This window comes from Rhizobium sp. Pop5 (assembly GCF_024721175.1).
Classification (GTDB): domain Bacteria; phylum Pseudomonadota; class Alphaproteobacteria; order Rhizobiales; family Rhizobiaceae; genus Rhizobium.
On sequence record NZ_CP099402.1, the window covers coordinates 281,614 to 300,575 of the forward strand.

The following is an 18,962-nucleotide window of genomic DNA, read 5'->3' on the forward strand; positions in this document are numbered from 1 at the left end:
GAATGCCCTCCCCATGTCCTCGAGGTCAAATTCGACCACAGGCGGAAGTCTGCTCTTCATTTATGCATCTGACAATTTAATAGTCACATTGTACACAATCTTCGTGCATGCCTTATATATGAGCACCGGCGGCAACCTCGGGACGAACCTTTGCCGCCCGAGCGCGCTCCTCGCGCTTCATTGCCCAGCGACGACGCGCCCGGCCAGACGGAACGGGCTTGCGATGGCGGCGCCGGCGGCATCGAAGACGAAGGCGCCGACATCTCCTGCGCTGGAACGCTTGCCATTTTCGAAGCTGGCAAACTGCGCGCTGAATTTCGCGAGGGACGCATAACGGTCGTGCCCCAATCCATCGGAAGTCTGGATCGACGTGATGTCGATGACCCGAAGTCGCTCCTTCAACGCTGCCTCCCGGATGACGGGATCGTCGATATCGAGGCGGCCGACGCGCGCCCGCTCCCCGGCAATGAAGCTCGAAGCCCCGAGCGCCCGGTCGTCCTTGGAAACGAGAAGGGAGATCGGGATCGGCATCTGGCCGATATCCGCAAGCTGGGAACGGAAGACATCGATGTCGATATCGGGCGCGGCAAGCACCACGGCCAGCTTGCCGACGACGTCGTCGCGGTGCTGCAGCTTGAGCTGGCGCACCGTCTCCATCACCAGGAACCCACCCATGCTGTGCCCGAACAGGATGATGCGCTTCACCTTGCCGGAGGCAGAGAGCGATGTGACTAGGGAATTGAGTTCGCTGCGAGAGGAAAGTGCGGCATCGCGGTCGGCGACATATCCGGCCACGGATGCTGCCGAAGGCCAGGAAAACAGGATCGGCGCGCCCGGTATTTTGGCATCCGCGGCGATCTGGGCGGTGCGATAGAGCGCTTCCTGGTAACTGTAGTTGTAGCCATGCACGAAGATGCCGATCGTGCCGTCAGCCTGCACGGAGGCGAGCGCCTGCTGCACGAAAGCGTCCTTCGGCAGCTGCTTGCGCCCGACGACGGCAAATTGCCGCTCCGGATCCGGCTTTGCCGTCGGATAATTGATGGCGGTGTCCTTCCGGCCCGGAGGAACCGAAAACGCATATTCCTCATAGGTAAGCTTCCCGGCCCAGGTGCTGCCGAAGCCACCCCGCACGTTGTCGGGGGTTCGGTTGGTCGCAGCGAGCACGCCCACGCGATCCGGAGCCGTTTCGGAAGGAACCGGCCCGCTCAGATGAACAGGCTTCAGAACTTCAGGCGATGGTCTCGTCGCGCAGCCCGCCAGCATCGCCAGGCCGACCGCGACGACGATGGTCGAAACTGTCTTCGACAGCCGTCGGGGAGTTGCCGTCAGCAACTCCCGGGGATACTCTTTCATCATCGATCCGTTCCGTTGGAAACTAAAGGCTTTCGGGCGCATCCGCCGATCTCGTTATCCGGCACATGATCCCGCTCCGGTGTGGGATGGCATCGCCTTCGCCATCCCACCTATTTTCTAACGGCCCGTGTTGCGGCGGTCGCCACGGCGGCCGTAGGCGATGGCCGTCAAGGCCTGTCCTCATGCCCCTGCCGCGACTTCGGCCCTGGCTTTCTCATCCCTCGGGATTCTGAACCATGCCACGTAGAGCGCCGGCAGGAACAGCAGGGTGAGCGCGGTTCCCACAACGATGCCGCCCATCATGGCGTAGGCCATCGGCCCCCAGAAGATCTCGCGCGAGATCGGAATCAGCGCCAGCGTCGCCGCCGCCGCCGTCAGCATGATCGGCCGCATGCGGTGTTCGGTCGCTTCGATGACTGCCTGCCACGGCGCCATCCCCTCGGCGCGCAGATGCTCGATCTGCACGACCAAGATGACGGAGTTGCGGATCAGGATGCCGATCAGCGCCAGAATGCCGAGGATGGCGACGAAGCCCATGGGAGCATTGCTCAGCAACAGCGCCGCGACCACGCCGATGAGCGCCGTCGGCGCGACCGCAAAGACCAGGAAGAGGCGGCTGAAGCTCTGCAGCTGGATCATCAGGATCGTCGCCATAATAAAGAGCATCAGCGGAGCGACCGCGGCGATCGGCCCCTGGGCGTCGGCGCTGGATTCGACCGCGCCGCCGATTTCCACCTTGTATCCCACGGGAAGGTTCTTCTGGAACTCCTCGACCTTCGGCTTCAGCTGATCGACGATCGTGGCCGGCTGCGTCGAACCGATGACGGCAGCCTTGAGCGTGATGGTGGGTTGCCGGTCACGGCGCCAGATCGCCGGCTGCTCGAGCTCGTAGCGGAAATTCGCCACGGCCGAGAGAGGCACGACCTTGCCGTTGGAGGTGGAGAGCTGCAGGTTCTGCAGCGTCTGCACGGAGTCGCGCTCGGAGGCGCTCGCCCGTCCGATGACATTGACCAGATAGATATCGTCGCGAATCTGCGTCGCGGTGGAGCCTTCGACGATGCCGTTGAGCGCGGTTGCGATATCCTCGGAGGAAACGCCGAGCTGGCGCGCCTTGTCCTGCAGGACATCGACCTTCACCACGCGGGAGGGCTCGTTCCAATCCAGCACCATGTTCGACAACAGCGGATGCGAACCGACGATGCCGGCAAATTGCTGGGAGATGTCGCGAACCTTCTGAATATCGGGGCCGCTGATCCGGTACTGGACCGGTTTGCCCACGGGCGGGCCGATGTCGAGAAGCTTCACGAAGGCGTCGGTGCCGGGGAAGGTCTTCGTCAGATAGTCCTGCAGCTCCGCCCGCACCTTGTCGCGCACATCGAGGCCCTTGGTGACGATGATGGTCTGCCCGAAGGTGACATTGGGCGTCTGCACGTCGAAGGACAGGATGAAGCGCGGCGCGCCCTGGCCGACATAGGTCGTCCAGTGATCGATATCCTTGTTGCCGGCCAGCATCTCCTTTTCGAACTGGGCCATCTGCCTGTTGGTCTCGGCAATCGAGCTGTTGTGGGGCAGGTTCCAGTCGATGACGAGTTCGGTTCTGTCCGAATTCGGGAAGAACTGCTGCTGCACCAGCCCCATGCCGCCGACCGAAAGGGCGAAGACGCCGACCGTCAGAATGATGGTGATCCAGCGCCAGCGCATCGCGAGCTTCAAGAGCCAGGAGAAGACGGCGGCGAAGCGGCCCTTCTTCTCGTGATGCGATTTCATCGTCTTCGGCAGGATGGTGACGCCGAGAAGGGGCGTGAAGAGCACGGCGACGATCCAGGAAACCACCAGCGAAACTGCGATGACCACGAAGAGCGTGAAGGTAAATTCGCCGGCCGCACTGCTGTTGAGACCGACCGGGATAAAGCCCGCGACGGTGACGAGCGTTCCCGTCAGCATCGGAAAGGCTGTCGATGTATAGACGTGGGTGGCGGCCTTTCTCAGATTGTCGCCCGCCTCCAGGCGGGCCACCATCATCTCGACAGCGATCATGGCATCGTCGACGAGCAGCCCGAGCGCGATGATGAGCGCGCCGAGCGAGATGCGCTGAAGCGAAATGCCGGAATACTCCATCACCACGAACGTGATCGCCAGCACGAGGGGAATGGAGATCGCCACCACCATGCCGGCGCGAAGGCCGAGGCTGATGAAGCTGATGACGAGCACGATGACGATCGCTTCGAAGAGCGCGCGGGTGAACCCGGAAACCGCTTCGTCGACGACAGCAGGCTGATCAGACACGCGCTTGATGTCCACGCCGATCGGAAGATCGGCAACGACCTGCTTCATGCGGGCATCAAGCGCCTCGCCGAACTCCAGGAGGTTGGCGCCCTGCTTCATGCCGATCGCAAGCCCGATCGCAGGCTCTCCGTTGTAGCGGAATAGCGAGGATGGCGGATCGACGTAGCCGCGCTTGATCGTGGCAACGTCGCTCAGCGGGAAGAAGCGGTCGTTGATGCGAAGGTTGATCGACCTGAGGCTCTCCTCGGAGGTGAACTGTCCGCTCACCCGCAAGGCGATGCGCTCCGGCCCGGCATCGACGAAACCGGATTGCGTCACCGCATTCTGGGCCTGCAGGGTCTGGATCACCGATTGCTGGTCGATGCCGAGCGCTGCGATCTGGCGCGTGGAGAATTCGAGATAGATCGCCTCGTCCTGGGCGCCTATCACGTCGACCTTGCCGACGTTGGGCACGGTCAGAACCTCGGAGCGGGCGTTTTCGACGAGATCGCGAAGCTGGCGCTGCGTCAGGCCGTCGCTGGTAAAAGCATAGATGTTTCCGAAGACGTCGCCGAAGCGGTCGTTGAAGAAAGGACCGACGACCCCGCTCGGAAAATCGCCCTTGATGTCGGAGATCATGTTGCGGATGCGCAGCCAGGTCGGCGCGACATCCCTCGCCTTGGTCGTCGGCAGCAGCTCGACGAAGACGGTCGTCTGGCCGGCAACGGTCTCGCTCCTGGTATAATCGAGCGATTCCAGTTCCTGGAGCTTTTTCTCGATCCTGTCGGTCACCTGCCGCGTCACCTCTTCTGCAGAGGCGCCGGGCCATTGGGCGGTGATCACCATGGTCTTGATGGTGAAGTTCGGGTCTTCCTCGCGGCCGAGGTTCAGATAGGAGAAGGCGCCGGCGAGAATGAACACGATCATGAAGTACCAGACGAGCGAACGGTGCTCGAGCGCCCAGTCGGAAAGATTGAAGGACTTCACTGGCTGATCTCCTGGTCGATCCTGATGGCCTGGCCATCTTCAAGTTTATGCACGCCCGCCACGACCACCCTTTCTCCGGGCGTGAGCCCTTCGGTGATCCGGACGGTGCCGCCTTCGACGACGTCACCGTCGATCTTCACGTGGCGCAGCGATACTTTCTTGGCCGGCACGTCGACGATCCAGACGCTCGGGCCGTCGGTGCTGACAAGGATGGCGGAAGACGGCAGCACGATCTCGGGATCGGCGGCAATGGTTGCGGAGGCTGTTATGACCGAGCCAAGCCTGAAGGCTTCAGGCGGATCGGTGAGCGCGATCTTGGTCCTGCTCGTGCGCGTGGCGGTCTCCGCCTCCGGCGCGATCTCGCGCACGACGCCCGTCGTGCGGATCGATGGTTCGAGCTGCAGCGTCACTTCGAAGGGCGCGCCGATCTTCAGTTTCTGGGCAGCGGCCTGGGGCACGTCGACCACAGCGTCGCGCTTGTCCGGCCGGGCGATGGTCACGACCGTCTGGCCGGCCGACACGACCTGCCCGACTTCGGCCGAGGTCGCCGTCACGACGCCGTCGAATTCGGCCCGAAGCTGCGCATAGCCGAGCTGTTCCTTCGCCTTGTCGAGGTTGGCTTGCGCCTTGGCGACTGCGGCCGTGGCGGACCGTCTCGCCTGTTCCGCCTCTTCCAGCGAGGCTTCCGTGCCGGAGCGCGATTCCAGGAGCGCACGCTGGCGCTGTTCCGTCGTCACCGCGTTCCTCAGCTGGGCGTCGCTGTTTTCTACGTCCGACTGAGCGCTGCGCACGGCAAGCTCCAGCGCCAGCGGATCGATGGCGGCGACGACATCACCCCGCTTGACGATATCCCCGACATTGACGTTGCGGGCGATCATCCGTCCGAGAATCCGGAAGCCGAGATCGGTCTCGATCGTCGGTTCGATCGTGCCGGTCAGCCCGAGACTGGTCGCTGGCGTCTGCTTGACTGTTATCGACAGCACGGGACGGGGCGCTTCCTCCTTGTTTTCCTCCTGCTTGGTGCAGGAAGAGATCAGGGCCGTCCCCATCATCAGTGCGATTATCTTGAGTCGAATACTCACTTGGAAGCTTCCTTGACATAAGACACGATTTCGCCGGGCCTGAGGAACTTGGTCCCGTCGGTCACCACGACCTCCCCTGCCGACACGCCCGACTTCACGATGAAGCTGCCGGTCTCGTAGCCGGCGACGTCGATTGCCCGGACGGAAACCGCTGATGATGCCGGATCGACGACCCAGACGGCGGGCTTGCCGTCCTTGGACGTCATTGCGGACCAGGGAAGCTGGATGACGTCCTGCGAGAGGTAACGGAACCTGCCGACGACGGGAGCGCCGAGCGGAATGGGAGCGTCGCTCGATATCGCAACCTTGACCCTGATGGTTCCGGTGGAGGCATCGATCGTCGGCGAAATCTCGCGAACCCTGGCCGTGATCTTCTGCGAGGGGTCCGACAGCAGGTTCACCGTGCCGTCGCCATCGATCGGGCGCAGGAATGCGCTTTCGACCACTTCGAAGACGGCATCCCGGTCGCCGTCATGGGCAAGGGTGAAGACCACCTGCGCCGCCTGCGCCACCTGCCCGACCTCGGCGTTGCGGGCGGTGATCACGCCGTCGGCGTCCGCCTTGAGTTCGGTATAGGACAGCGTGTCCTGGGCGGTTTCGAAGAGCGCCTGCGCCGACTTCGTCGAAGCCTGAGCGGTCAGAAGCGCCTCCTGCGCCTGATCGAGTGCCGCGCGCGTCGTCACCTGGGTGCGAAACAGGCTCTGCTGGCGGTCATATGCAAGCTGCGCCTGGGTCTGCTGGGCTTCAGCCGATTGAAGATTGGCCGTCGCCACACCAAGGTCCGCCTTCTGCTCTTCCGGATCGATGCGCGCGAGCAGTTGCCCCGCCTTGACGGACTGGCCGACCTCCACCAGCCGATCGGTGATCTTGCCGCTGACGCGGAAGGACAGATCGGTCTGGACACGGGCGCGGACTTCTCCCGTGATCGCGCCGCCCTGAACCAGCGGCTCAGGCTTGGCGACGGTGACGCCGACCTCGCGCCGGGCCGGCTCGGCCGGCCCGCCCGCATCGCTGCATGATCCGAGACCGATGGCGCATACGATCGCTGTGGCGACCAGAATGGTTCTCATAGTTGACCTCTTGCTCTCAACGGCAGCTGCTATATAATTGACTGACGCATTAGTCAATGAAACTTTGTGCCGCAGAGACGAGGGCGTGCACGACAAGGGAGGCGAGGCAAAAAAATGGCAGCTCAGAAGAAGCTCACACGCGCGGAACAGAAAGCGCTGCGGCCGATCCAGATCCTGGATGCAGCCTTCGAGGAATTCGTCAGAAGCGGTTTCGCGGGCACGCGCGTCGAAGACATCGCCGACCGGGTCGGCGTCACCAAGGGCACGGTCTACGTCTATTTCGAGACGAAAGAAAAGCTCTTCGAGGCCATGATCAACCACTTCTCCGTGCCCTTCCAGCAGTTGCTAGCAATCACCGAGAGCCTCAGCGGCAGCGTCACCGACAGGCTGATGTCCATTCTCGGCCTGCTCTACGACCAAATCGCCGAAGACCGGACGACCCGCGAGCTGACGCGGCTCGTCATTGCGGAAGGCCACCGGTTCCCCGACCTGATCGACCGCCACCACGATCAGTTCATCGAACCTGTTATCGCCAAGATCGACGGTCTCATTGTGGAAGGGGTTGCGTCAGCGGAATTTCGCGAAGTCCCGGTGGAATTCTCCGACATCGTGGTCGCACCCATTCTGACGACGACGGTTTTGCGGCTGATATTCGACGACCGCCGCGTTCCCACCCCCGATAAGGCCGCCTTCCTGCGGGTCTATTTCGATCTGCTGTTCAACGGCCTGCTCACCAAGCCCCGCTGACCGTCACCTCAGCCATCGAGGTTTGGAAGGACGTTTTTAAGGAGGCCCAACATTTTCAAAAAATGCGCAAAGCATCGACGGCGGATCTTTGCGGCATTCACTTTTTAAAATGTTTGGTCTCCTTACAAACCCCTTTGCCAATCATAACCCATTGATTCTATTCATATTCAGTGGCAAAGAGGTTTTTAAGGAAGCGATTTTCCCGAAATTTGGCCGCGAATTTCTGCCGGGCCGATGCAGACTCCACAGCAAAGACGCCGCGGCGTTTTCCTCGGTTTTCCGCCCGGCAGGGCTTGCTTGCCGCAGCGCCGGGACCCGTCTTTGTCCAGGCCACGAAAAATACGGCGCAGGGCACATGGATTTTCTGAACTCTTTATGTGAAAACATCGAGTTAGCTTATGCCTTTAAGGCACGACCGCAATCGTGACGGAATAACGTGGAACGCAAAGTCAATCTCAAGGATGTCGCGCGCGACGCCGATGTATCGCTGAGCACGGCCTCGCACGCGCTGAACGGAACCGCGCCCCTGACGATCGAGGTGCGCGAGAGGGTCTTGGATTCGGCCAAACGTCTCGGCTACCTCGACCGCCGCAGGAAGAAGGCGACGATTGCGACGCTGCGCGTGCTGCTTCTTGCCATTCCCGACGACGCCGCCCCGGAGAGCGATCTCAACCTGGTGAGCTGGACGATCCTCAACGGTCTTCGCAAGGAGTGCGAGCGCCGTGGCATCCGCATCGTGCCCTACGTCAGTGCCGGCAGACGGATCGATGGAGTTCAGGTCCGGCAGATCGCGCTTTCCGAGCGCGCCGACGGCATCGTGGTGCTGAACGACGATCAGCCCGAGCTCATCCGCAGCCTCGCCTCTTCGGACATGCCCGTCGTCATCGTCAACGGCGAGGATCCGGCCATGCTGGTCGATACGGTGACGCCGGAAAACCGCTTCGGCGCACGACTTGGCATCGATCATCTGCTGGGGCTCGGTCACCGCCGCATCCTGCACCTGACCTGGAAAGGCCGCACGACGATCCGGCGCCGGTATGATGGCTTTTCCGATGCCTATTTCGCCGCCCAGCTTCCCGTGCCCGAAGACTTGATCGTGGAGGCCGAGGGATACGAGCCGAGACACGGCGAAGCCGCCATCAACGCGCTGCTCGACCGCGATCCCCGGATGAAAGGCGCCACCGCAGTCTTTTGCGCCGCCGACAACCTGGCGCTCGGCTGCCTGAAGGCTCTGGCCGACCGCGACATACGCGTGCCCGAAGCCATCTCGGTCCTCGGCTTCGACGACATCGTCCCCGGTGAATTCAGCCGCCCGCCGCTTTCGACGGTCAGCGTGCCCACCGACCGTCTCGGCGCGGCGGCCTTGGCACTCATCGAGCAGCGCCTGATCGCCAACGACCCACAACGCCCGGCCCACCGCCTGGAACTCGGCTGCCACCTCGTCCTGCGCGGCAGCATCGCGCCGCCGCGTTAAGTCAGGCTTTGTCAAAACAGATGGAGCGGCTCCGGCAATCACGCCTGAACCGCTCCGGCTCGAAGCGGGAAGACTGAGCCTCCCCACCGATATTGCTGCTCCGATATCAGAACTCGGGCCGAGGCGCTGTGCGCCCGCCTCGTTCACTTCATGCCCGTTCCGGCGATGCCCGTGGTGATATATTTCTGCAGGAACAGGAATACGACGGTGACGGGCAGCAGGCTGAGGAAGGTCATCGCCAGGATATAGTGCCACTGCACCGAGAACTCGCCCTGGAAGGCGTTGAGACCCACCTGCAGGGTGAAATTCTCGCGGCTGTTGAGGACGATGAGCGGCCAGAGGAAGTCATTCCAGCGCCAGAGCACCGAGAAGATCGCCAGCACCGCGAGAGCGGGCGCCGTCAGCGGCAGGATGATGCGCCAGAAGATGCAGAATTCGCTCGCCGCATCGACACGCGCCGCTTCGATCAGTTCGTCGGGAATGGTCAGCATATATTGCCGCAGCAGGAAAACGGCCGTGGGCGAGGCGATCGTCGGCAGGATGACGCCCCAGAGATTGTCGGCAAGCCCGACCCCGACGATGACGAGATAGGCCGGCACCATGACGACGGCGAGCGGGATCATCAGGGTCGAAATGATGATGACGAAGACGGTAGTATCACCGCGAAATTTGTATTTCGACAGCGCAAAGGCCGCCATGGCGTTGACGATGAGCGTCAGAAGTGTGGCAACTACGGTCACGAATACCGAGTTCCTGAGAAAGGTCAGGAAGTTGAAGCGTGTCAGCGGATCGGTGTAGTTCTCGGTCGCCATGGTCAGCCGTTGCACGGGCGTGATCCCTTTTACGTCGACGCCGACGGGCGGGCCGGGATTTGCCGGATCGACCATCTGGGCCTTGAGGCCGATGCGCCGGATCATGGCCATTTCGCGTGACTGACCGTCAACCGTCACCTGCCAGAGGCTGAGCGGCTTGTCATAGCCGGGCACGGTCTGCTCGACGGCGGTGCGCGGAAGCAGCGTCGGCGGGAAGCGGGTGATCTCGGCCGCCGGCTTCAGCGAGGAAAGGCCCGCCCAGACGACAGGAATGAGCACGGCGAGCGTTCCGCCGATCAGCCAGACCCAGGACAGTATGTCGGTGATATCGATGCGTCCGGCCCGGCGCGTGCGCGAGAGAAAGCGGATCGGGTTCATCTCAGGACTCCATTCGCTTGCCCAAGCGCAGCTGTATGAGGGTGAGAACCAGAAGCACCAGCCCCATGAGAACGGATGCGGCCGACGCAAGCCCGAAGAGGCGAAGATCGCTGCTGAATGCCATCTGGTAAATATACTGGACGATGAAGCTATTGGCCGTGCCCGGACCGCCGCCGTTGGTCAGAACCCAAGCCTCGTCAAAGATCTGTACGGACTTGATCATCAGCAGGATGAACACGACGAGCAGGTTCGGCGCAAGCAGCGGAAGCGTGATCCGGAACAGGGTGCGGCGCGGTGAAGCGGCGTCGATGGAGGCGGCTTCGTAGAGCTCCTTGGGGATTGCCTGCAGGCCGGCGAGCAGGATCAGGGTGTAAAAGCCCATGTGGAACCAGACCGATACGACGACCACGAAGAAGCGCGACCAGCCGACATCGAGCAGGAAGATCTCCGGAGGCACGCCGAGCATCTGGAAGAACGCGTTCAAGAGGCCGTTGCGATCGAGGAACCACTTCCAGATCAGGCCGATGACGACGGGCGACAAGAGAACCGGATAGAAGAACATCGCCCGGAAGAAGCCGCGCGCAAAGATCGCCCGATTGAGGATCAGCGCCGTAATCAGCGCCACCAGCAATGTGGCGATGACATTGCAGGCGACGAACCAGAGCGTGTTCCAAACGGCCGTCCAGAACAGCGATTCCTGGCAGGTGCCGGGCTGCAGGTAATTGCCGCAGGAGAGCAGGGCGCGGAAATTGTCGAAGCCGACGAAGGGCCGTTCCGAGACGAAAAGATTGGTCCCGCCGGTGAAGGCATAGCCAACGGCGATCGCAATCGGCAGAAATGTGAAAATGGCGAACAGAACAAGGTTCGGCGCCAGGAACAGCCAGGGCATGCGTTTGCGGCCGAAGACGCGCTCCACCGCATTCATCGGAGCTTCGACCACCCTCATCGCCGTTTCGCCTGTCTGGGAGAGCAATGCACCAGCCGCCATGGTCAGCGCCTCCCCTGTCCCGATCGACGGGCAAAAGCAAGCTCGGTTTTGGGATCGAACAAATGAATACGGGCCGGATCGGCATCGATCACGAGCCGGTCACCCTGGTGAGGTGCGAAATGGCCGGCCTCGTGGATGATGATCTGCTCGTCCTGTCCTTCGAGATTGCCGTAGACATAGGTCTCGGTGCCCAAGCCCTCGTGATACTGCACGACGAAAGGCAGACCCTGCCCGCTGGAGCGCGAGAAATGCGCCGGCCTGATGCCGGCGAGAACCTCCTGCCCCACCGCAATGCCGGCGGGATCGGCGTCGCTGACGATCCTGCCGCCGCTGGCTACATCGATGGCGATGCCGCTTTCCGTGATGGCTGCGACCTTGCCCTTGATGATGTTCATGCGCGGCGAGCCTAGGAAGCCGGCGACGAAGAGATTGCGCGGGTGATCGAAGAGCTCTAGCGGTGCGCCGACCTGCTCGACCCGCCCGGCGCGCAACACGACGATCTTGTCGGCCATGGTCATCGCCTCGACCTGGTCGTGCGTGACATAGATCATCGTCGTTTTGATCTCGCGGTGCAGCTTGGTGATCTCGGCGCGGGTCTGGACGCGCAGCGCCGCGTCGAGGTTCGACAGCGGCTCGTCGAAGAGAAAGATGTCGGGTTCGCGCACGATCGCCCGGCCGATCGCCACGCGCTGGCGCTGGCCGCCGGAAAGTTGCTTCGGACGCCGGTCGAGATAGGGTTCGATCGCCAGCATTCTCGCAGCTTCGGCGATCCGCGCCTCGATCTCGGCGCGCTTGAACTTCAGGTTTTCGAGGCCGAAAGCGAGGTTCTTGCGCACGCTCATATGCGGATAGAGCGCATAGGACTGGAAGACCATGGCGATCTTGCGCTCGGCCGGCGAGAGCGCGCTGACGTCGCGCCCGCCGATCGCGATCTTGCCCTCAGTGACCTCTTCGAGGCCGGCGATGACGCGCAGCAGGGTCGACTTGCCGCATCCAGACGGGCCGACGAAGACGACGAATTCGCCGTCCTTGATATCGAGTTCGACGTCATGCAGGACCTTGACCGTGCCGTACGCCTTGTTGACGGTGGAAAGTTTCAGTTCTGCCATGCCCCACTCCCATCAGGTGCCGCCGTTTCCACGACGTCGTTTTCGTTCCAGCCTTGCGGCAAAGGTTCCGGCCGTGTGATCCGCACCTCGTTCATCAATATCCCGGTGACACCGGCCACGTAGACGGCCGGCATTCCGCCGGGATAGTCCTGCAGGCCGATGACCCGACCGTCCGAACCTCGGGTCCAGGCATTGGCCCGCCCGCCACCATCGGCCTTCGGCGCGAGGTCGGCGTTCGTCGGGCGCAGGTCGTAGGTCCGGCCGGTGCCGAGCGCACCAGGCTGTTGATCGATGGCGATACGGGCCAGCGACACGTTGCGGATGCCTGACGAGGCCGCCGCAATGACCGTGATCGCCCCCTCCATGCGCCCGGCCACGTCCTCGACGATGAGATTTTCGACGGCGCCCGCGGGCCGTTCGGCGACGCGGTCGACGACGTTGACGGTCAGCGCCTCCCCCGAGCCCCAGAAACCATCCGGTGTTTCGCGGCATTCCACCGCAATTCTCGAAAACCTCACGTTCGATATCCGGCCGCCGTCACGTGAGAAGATGCCGAGCGCCCTGTTGGAAGCCGAGACATCGCAATCCTCGAACACGACGTTGGTGACATCGCCATGGGTTTCCGTGCCGATCTTCAGGGCGCAGCTCAAGCTTTGCACAGTGCAGCGGCGCACGAGAATATTTTCGCACCGGCCGATGGCGACACCTTGAGGACCGATGCTGGTCTTCAGGCAGATGCCATCGTCGGCGGTCGATATCTTGCAATTCTCGATGGTGGCGCCGCGGCAGGCGTCGAGCACGATGCCATCCGTATTGGGGAGGCGGCGGTCGTTTTCGATGGTGACGTTGCGGACCGTGAGATCGGTGCAGTCGACGAAATGCAGCGTCCACATCGGCGAGCGGCTGATATGGATCGAACTGATCTCGACCTCGTCGCAGCCTTCGAAGACGACGACACGGGGACGGAATTCGGCCGGGATGAAGGTTCCCACCGTCTCGTCGTCGCCTGTGATGAAGCTGTCGCAACCGGCTTCGATGCGCCCTTCTCCCGTCAGGCTGATCCGCCGCGCATCCCTCGCGACGATCATGCCGCGATCCGACTTCTCGGCGATCACCGAAACCGTCGTATTGAGATAAGCGGCATAATCGGGCACGGGACGCAGGATCGCGCCGGCGGCAAGGTGCAGATCGACGCCGGAGCGCAGCCGCAGGCCCCGGCAGATGTGGATGCCTGCCAGGAGTTCCAGGCGCCCGCCGCCGGAGGCGGAAAGGCTGTCGATCTCAGCTTGCAGACGGTCGGTATTGTCGCCATCGAACGGCTCGATCGCGACGAGCGAGGTGCCACTCATTGGCGGCGGCCGCTTTCGATAAGGACTTCCGTCAGAAGCAGCATGGTCAGCGCCTGGCCGTAAGGCGTCGGCAGGTTCGGGATGCGGCGGTAGAAATCGAGGTCATGGCCCATCGGCGTGCCGTCGGAGACGCCGTGGACGACGCCTTCCTCGTCAATCTCAGCCAGCACCGCCGCAAGCGCGCGCTCGGCGTAGACCTTGTCGCTCTCGTCGAGAATGCCGGCATCGATGGCGCGCAGGATGCCGTAGGCGATCCCAGCCGTAGCCGAGGTTTCGAGCGGCGAGGACGGATCGTCGAGAAGCGTCGTGAACATGCCGTCCGGCCGCTGGTATTTCTTCAGCGAACGCACCTGGCTGACGAGGACGTTCGACAGGAAACGCCGGTCCTTCTCGGCGAGCGTCGGGACGAGATCGAAGAGTTCGGGGATCGCCACCGTGATCCAGGCATTGCCCCGCGCCCAGAAGGCATTGGCGAAATTGTGCCGGCCGTTGAAGGTCCAGCCGTGATACCAGAGGCCGCTCACCGGATCGGAGAGATAGCGGGTGTGGATCACGAACTGATAGACGGCCTCGTCGATCCAGTCGTTGCGCCCGCAGAGCACACCGGCCTGGGCGAGGAAGAGGCCGGCCATGAACAGCGTGTCGTCCCACAATTCGCCGTCGTTGAGGCGCTCCTTGACGACGTGCTGAAAGCCGCCATCCTCGGTCTTCGGCAATTCTTTGACGAGCCAGTCGGCCCAGTCTTCGACCAGCGCGCGGAAATCGGGGCGGTCGACATGCTGGACGAGGATGGCCAGCGGCAGCATCGGCGCCGTGCTGTTGATCTGGCGCGGCGGAATACCGCGTTCGATCTGGGCGGCGTACCAGGCGACGAGCTGCTGCAGCGCCTTCTGGTCATTGGCGGAAATCGCACGTCTGAGGAACCCGTAAAGACCGACGCCGACCTCCCAGTCCCACTCGTCGAACTGGATGCCGGAGGCGCCATTGTCCGTGACGAGACCTTCCTTGATGCCCTTGAGCCGGCTGAAAGCCGTCGCCACGCGATCGATCGTCGTCTGGAGGGCGGCGCTATCGACAGATGCTGTGTTCATGCTGGAAACCTATGTTTCAGGAGTAGAAGGGCCCGTCAGTGCCGGCGACGGATGCCGCACTGTCGTGGGTGAGGATCGGATGCGGCTGGTCGTGCGTGAACGACCGTGCCACGCCGCCGATCGAAAGACCGTCGGCATAGGAAAGAGAGAGCGCCGGGCCGCCCGGGGGCGTCAGGGAGAGACGGCGAAACGCGAGATCGAAGGAAACCGTCGTCTGGCACAGACGCTCGATGAAGGCCTTGAAGGCGTCGCCGTTGCCGCAGCCGATGATGGCGGCCCAGCCGCCGAGCGGTCCGTAAGAGCGCGCCTCGCGGCCGGCGGTCGGGCCTTCGGTGACCAGCTCCAGCCCGTTCGACGCCCAGAGGGCGGAAAATCCCCTGCCCGATCGCGCGATCAGCCATTTGCCTTCAATGATGAGATCGTCGAGCCCGTCGCGGCCGATATAGGCGTGCGTCCATGCATGCCGTGCATCTGCCGTATCTTCGATCAGAAGCGCGACGTCACGATGCTGGGCGACTCGCGGCAGGATGCCGTTGCCGGCCCAGTAGGACGGTCTTTGATTGCCCCAGGGATCGTCTTCGCCGGGATGGTTGACCCAGAGCCTTGCCATCGGATGGCCGGCAAGCCTGATGTCGAGAACATGCTGCTGATGCCCCTTGCGGCCGGCCTTGTGGTCGACCACAGTCGAAAGCTGCGCGGCCTCGTTCTTGAACAGTACCAGCTTTCCGCTCTCCAGCCCCTGGCTGTAGCGCGCCTCGACGCTTCGCCCTCGCGGAAGTGCGGCAAGCTCGGCTAGATCGGCCGGCGGCTCATAATCGCCGGCGCAGAACATGGTCAGCGCTGCGACCCCATTATTGAGCCAGCCCGTTCCGAAGGCGACCTGGGCGAAGGGCGCAAGCTCCGTCAGCGGGCCGGCGCGCAGTTCCTTGTCGTAGGCGCGCCCTTGCGACCCTGCGGGAACGCCGGCGAGCGTGTGAAGGGCGATCATGCGGAAGATGAGATCGATCTGTCCGCGAGCGCGGTCGGCAATCCCGCTCTCGGCCCAGCGCTCCAGCGCCAGCAGGCCGATGAAATCGATCGGATAATAGGCGGCCGAGTTCCACTCCGCCAGGCCATGGGCCTCGACGCTGTCGAACCAGCGCCCGAGGCGCCCAACGGCGAGTTCCGCCTGCTGCCGGCCCGTTCGTCCCGAAGCGGAAAAGACCTCTTCGGGCAGGAGAAGCCCGGCCAGCAGCTGGCTCGTGTGGAAGCAGAGCACATGGTTCTCGCTCCAGAACCACATCGCGTCATTGCCCGGCTCGTCGACCCAGTAGCGGTAGGAGAGAACGGAATGGCGGATGCGCTCGACCGTGGCTTCGGGCATCCGGTCACCATAGGCGCCGAGCAGCCAGAGCAGCGGCACCATGATGAAATCCGAGCAATCCTCGCGCGCATCGATCGAGGCAAGCGTCGCGTCGACGATGCGGTCGAAGCTTTCCCGGTCATCATGACCGGTTTCCATCATCGCGATGAGACGTCCGGCGCGGTTGGCGCCGAAGCGGGCGCTGTATTCCAGCGCCTGCCGCTTGCGGGCGGCAAGCGATGCCTCGGCCGGCAACGGAGAAATGGCGCTCATGAAGGCGGCGTCGATAACGCGGGTGACCGAGCCCGGACCGGAACCGATCGTCATGTGGATACCGTGATAACCGTCGGCGATGCCGCTGATATCCTTGGCGATCAACCGGTTCTGGTGCGCATGCAGGGTCAAATTCACATGGGCGAGGAGCGGCCGTTCGTGACCATGGCCGACGACCTTTATCTCCACCGGCAGGTCGCGCTCGGGCGCGGTGTCGAAGATGATTTCCAGAGGCTGGTTGACGAAGACGTCGCGGGCCGGGCGAACGCCGCGCACAAGGCCCTCGAGCTCGCGAACCTCATCCTGGTCGAGCGCCACAGGCAGCAGCACCGTGAGCGGTTCCTCATCGAGCATTTCAAGCTCGAAGAACCAGGTGGTGTCGCGCTCGGCGAGGTCTTCGGCGTGGACGAGAATCTCGTTGTCGCCGGCTTCGAGCTGCAAACTGATCTCAGTCGCACTCTCGACATTGCGCTTGAACGGCTCGAAGCGCACCGCTTCCTGCCCGTTCAGCCATATGCGCACCCCGCCGCAGGTCTTCAGCGCCAGATTGAGCGCCCGCGGGACTTCTGTTCTGAACGTGCCCTTCAGCCATTTCCTGACATGCGTCGGCACATGCCAGAAGCTGGTGAACTCGACGCGGCGGTTCGAGCCGGGGAGATAGAGGCTTTTCGTCGGCCAGGACGTGTCGGGCATAAGCTGCCGCCCCACCATGGTGGACCAAAAGGCCTTGCGGCAGGGCAGGTCGCCGACATCGACGAAACCGTTGATGAAGCGATAGTTCACGCGATCTTCGGCAGCAGCCGGCTCGCCGGGAAAATAGTCGGCGATGAGGCCGGACACGGCCCATGCCGTTATCGTCTGGCCTTTGGCAACGCCATAGGCTGGCGCCATGTCGTCCGGCTGCTTGACGCTTTCCGTCTGCACAGATCGCCTCCTCCGCAATCTTATGAAAATATTTTCATTGTTTCATTTGCGCGCGCCACCTTTGAGAAATGTTCAAAAACGTCGCTATTGACGTAGAAAATAGCTTGACGGGAGGAATGTCAAGTATATGAAATTCACATATCGATGGCCGAGGCCACGATTGATGAAAATGTTTTCATGGGAGGATGAAAATGAAAACCTATCTCTCAGGGGCTTTCGCATTGGCGCTGGCCACCGTTTCCTTCGCCTGGTCGAGCGTCGCCATGGCGGAAACCCAGACGATCACCTTTCTCTTCACCGACGACGACCAGGCTTACGTCGAGCGGATGGAAGCGCTGAGCAAGGAATTCGAGACGGCGCATCCCGACATCAAGGTGAATTTCGTTTCGTCGGGCTATGATGCCGTCGCCAAGCAGCTGCCGGTGCAGCTCGCCATCGGCGAAGGTCCCGACGTCGCCAAGATCACCGATTGGCAGCTGGCGCCCTATTACCTCGACATGCGCCCGCTGATGAAGGATCCCGACGGCTTCGCCAAGCTGCACGGTGACAGCCTGAACACGCTTCGTTTCCCCGGCGTCAACGATCCGAACTCAATCAACGGCTACGTCGCCTCGCAGACCTTCAACCTGCCCTTCGTCAACAAGACGCTGTTCGACCAGGCCAAGGAACCGCTTCCGAAGCCGACCGCCACGCTGAAGGAGATCGTCGAAGCTTCCGCCCGCGTCGCCAAGGCGACCGGCGCCCAGATCCCCTTCACGATGGACCGCTCGGGCCACCGCTTCTCCGGTGCGGCCTTCTCCTACGGTTCGAACTACGTCAAGGACGGCAAGTTCTCGTTCCCCGACGATGCCGCCAAGCGCTACATCACCGATCTCTACAACTGGACGAAAGACGGCTCCTTCCCCAAGGAAATGTGGGGTGCTGCCGGCGGAACCCAGTATAAGAACATGGGCGACGAGTTCGTCAACGGCAACGTCGTGACCTATATTGCCGGCAACTGGATGGTCAATCCGTTCCAGCAGAAGATCGGCGACGGCTTCGACTGGACGGCAATCAGCGCTCCCTGCGGCGATGCCGGCTGCTATGCGATGCCGGGTGGTACTGCGATCGTCGGCTTCAAGCGCACCAAGTATCCGCAGGCCGTCGCCTCGTTCATCGAGTTCCTCGGCTCTGAAAAGGTCCAACGTGAAATCGCCGAAAACTACGTCATCCTGACCGGCGCCAACATCAAGGATCCGCAGTACAAGCTGACCAGCAAGAATGCCAAGGACGCCATGGCCGTCTTCCTCGCAGCCCGCGACAGCGCGCCGCAGGCCGCCCGCGACCTGGAACGCCTCAAGGGATCGGGGGCCATGTATCAGCTGATCGTGCAGCGGATGAGCCAGCTGATCGTCGGCGAGCTTTCCCTCGAAGACGCCTTCAAGGCGATGAGCGCGGACGTCGACAAGATCAACGTGGCGCTCGCCGCCAACAAGTAACGGCCGCGCCTGTCTCCCACAGATTGCGCGCTGCATCAGCCACGACCTTGCAAGGGGCCGTGGCTGATCGTTTTTTTGCCCATGCTTCGGCTCATGCTTCCGGCCGGCCGGCATATCGCGGAAGAGATCGGATCGCCGCCGACCGGCATCGCGCCGGGACCGACGTTACCGTACAGTGGAGCAACTTCCCCAGTATTGCGGCTCGATCAAGTATATTCAGGTCCTCTTACGCATCCGCGG

13 protein-coding genes are annotated in these 18,962 nt (G+C 62.6%); 3 read left to right on the forward strand and 10 right to left on the reverse strand.

What is annotated here, in order from left to right; all coding sequences use genetic code 11:
* Positions 1-177: 177 nt before the first annotated feature.
* The 4 genes from NE852_RS29370 to NE852_RS29385 all read right to left on the reverse strand — a co-directional run bounded on the left by NE852_RS29370 (position 178) and on the right by NE852_RS29385 (position 6,757).
* Positions 178-1,263 carry an alpha/beta hydrolase gene (locus NE852_RS29370; protein ID WP_037173861.1) on the reverse strand — a complete coding sequence of 362 codons (1,086 nt, stop codon included), beginning with the start codon at positions 1,261-1,263 and terminating at the stop codon, positions 178-180.
* A 270-nt stretch (positions 1,264-1,533) separates the two neighbouring features.
* Complete coding sequence (locus tag NE852_RS29375; RefSeq protein WP_258157158.1) at positions 1,534-4,605, reverse strand: efflux RND transporter permease subunit; 3,072 nt, start codon at positions 4,603-4,605, stop codon at positions 1,534-1,536.
* On the reverse strand, positions 4,602-5,687 hold the full coding sequence (locus NE852_RS29380; protein WP_258157159.1) for an efflux RND transporter periplasmic adaptor subunit: 1,086 nt from the start codon (positions 5,685-5,687) through the stop codon (positions 4,602-4,604). The genes NE852_RS29375 and NE852_RS29380 overlap by 4 nt, the downstream gene beginning before the upstream one ends.
* Positions 5,684-6,757, reverse strand: a complete 1,074-nt coding sequence (locus tag NE852_RS29385; protein WP_008532268.1) for an efflux RND transporter periplasmic adaptor subunit — start codon at positions 6,755-6,757, stop codon at positions 5,684-5,686. The genes NE852_RS29380 and NE852_RS29385 overlap by 4 nt, the downstream gene beginning before the upstream one ends.
* Before the next feature lie 114 nt (positions 6,758-6,871).
* Here NE852_RS29385 and NE852_RS29390 point away from each other — a divergent pair, with 114 nt between their 5' ends.
* Together NE852_RS29390 and NE852_RS29395 are read left to right on the forward strand one after the other, a co-directional pair.
* A complete protein-coding gene (locus NE852_RS29390; RefSeq protein WP_008532267.1) occupies positions 6,872-7,504 on the forward strand; it encodes a TetR/AcrR family transcriptional regulator in 633 nt (210 codons plus the stop codon).
* Positions 7,505-7,940: 436 nt separating this feature from the next.
* Positions 7,941-8,978 (forward strand): LacI family DNA-binding transcriptional regulator, encoded by a 1,038-nt coding sequence (locus tag NE852_RS29395; RefSeq protein ID WP_258157160.1) that lies wholly within the window; start codon positions 7,941-7,943, stop codon positions 8,976-8,978.
* 143 nt (positions 8,979-9,121) lie between these two features.
* On the opposite strand, the gene NE852_RS29400 is transcribed toward NE852_RS29395, so the two are convergent.
* From NE852_RS29400 to NE852_RS29425, 6 genes are read right to left on the reverse strand one after another with little or no spacing between them, the layout of a single operon-like run.
* A complete protein-coding gene (locus tag NE852_RS29400; protein WP_008532259.1) occupies positions 9,122-10,168 on the reverse strand; it encodes a carbohydrate ABC transporter permease in 1,047 nt (348 codons plus the stop codon).
* A gap of 1 nt (position 10,169) precedes the next feature.
* Positions 10,170-11,156, reverse strand: coding sequence for a carbohydrate ABC transporter permease (locus NE852_RS29405; protein ID WP_008532258.1), 987 nt, complete (start codon positions 11,154-11,156; stop codon positions 10,170-10,172).
* Between the two features lie 2 nt (positions 11,157-11,158).
* Complete coding sequence (locus NE852_RS29410) at positions 11,159-12,265, reverse strand: ABC transporter ATP-binding protein (protein ID WP_258157161.1); 1,107 nt, start codon at positions 12,263-12,265, stop codon at positions 11,159-11,161.
* Positions 12,253-13,614 carry a glycoside hydrolase family 28 protein gene (locus NE852_RS29415; RefSeq protein ID WP_008532252.1) on the reverse strand — a complete coding sequence of 454 codons (1,362 nt, stop codon included), beginning with the start codon at positions 13,612-13,614 and terminating at the stop codon, positions 12,253-12,255. The genes NE852_RS29410 and NE852_RS29415 overlap by 13 nt, the downstream gene beginning before the upstream one ends.
* The gene (locus tag NE852_RS29420; RefSeq protein ID WP_258157162.1) at positions 13,611-14,705 is read right to left on the reverse strand and encodes a glycoside hydrolase family 105 protein; all 1,095 of its coding nucleotides are present in this window, start codon (positions 14,703-14,705) and stop codon (positions 13,611-13,613) included. The genes NE852_RS29415 and NE852_RS29420 overlap by 4 nt, the downstream gene beginning before the upstream one ends.
* A 16-nt stretch (positions 14,706-14,721) precedes the next feature.
* Positions 14,722-17,244, reverse strand: coding sequence for a hypothetical protein (locus NE852_RS29425; protein ID WP_008532246.1), 2,523 nt, complete (start codon positions 17,242-17,244; stop codon positions 14,722-14,724).
* Between the two features lie 191 nt (positions 17,245-17,435).
* Here NE852_RS29425 and NE852_RS29430 point away from each other — a divergent pair, with 191 nt between their 5' ends.
* Positions 17,436-18,722, forward strand: a complete 1,287-nt coding sequence (locus NE852_RS29430; RefSeq protein WP_008532245.1) for an ABC transporter substrate-binding protein — start codon at positions 17,436-17,438, stop codon at positions 18,720-18,722.
* The last annotated feature ends 240 nt before the right edge of the window (positions 18,723-18,962 follow it).

Excerpts from the sequence above, each read along its gene's own strand:
- NE852_RS29370 (WP_037173861.1), bottom strand. The coding sequence starts at position 1,263 with ATGCTGGCGGGCTGCGCGACGAGACCATCGCCTGAAGTTCTGAAGCCT.
- NE852_RS29385 (WP_008532268.1), bottom strand. The coding sequence starts at position 6,757 with ATGAGAACCATTCTGGTCGCCACAGCGATCGTATGCGCCATCGGTCTC.
- NE852_RS29390 (WP_008532267.1), top strand. The coding sequence starts at position 6,872 with ATGGCAGCTCAGAAGAAGCTCACACGCGCGGAACAGAAAGCGCTGCGG.
- NE852_RS29400 (WP_008532259.1), bottom strand. The coding sequence starts at position 10,168 with ATGAACCCGATCCGCTTTCTCTCGCGCACGCGCCGGGCCGGACGCATC.
- NE852_RS29405 (WP_008532258.1), bottom strand. The coding sequence starts at position 11,156 with ATGGCGGCTGGTGCATTGCTCTCCCAGACAGGCGAAACGGCGATGAGG.
- NE852_RS29410 (WP_258157161.1), bottom strand. The coding sequence starts at position 12,265 with ATGGCAGAACTGAAACTTTCCACCGTCAACAAGGCGTACGGCACGGTC.
- NE852_RS29415 (WP_008532252.1), bottom strand. The coding sequence starts at position 13,614 with ATGAGTGGCACCTCGCTCGTCGCGATCGAGCCGTTCGATGGCGACAAT.
- NE852_RS29420 (WP_258157162.1), bottom strand. The coding sequence starts at position 14,705 with ATGAACACAGCATCTGTCGATAGCGCCGCCCTCCAGACGACGATCGAT.
- NE852_RS29430 (WP_008532245.1), top strand. The coding sequence starts at position 17,436 with ATGAAAACCTATCTCTCAGGGGCTTTCGCATTGGCGCTGGCCACCGTT.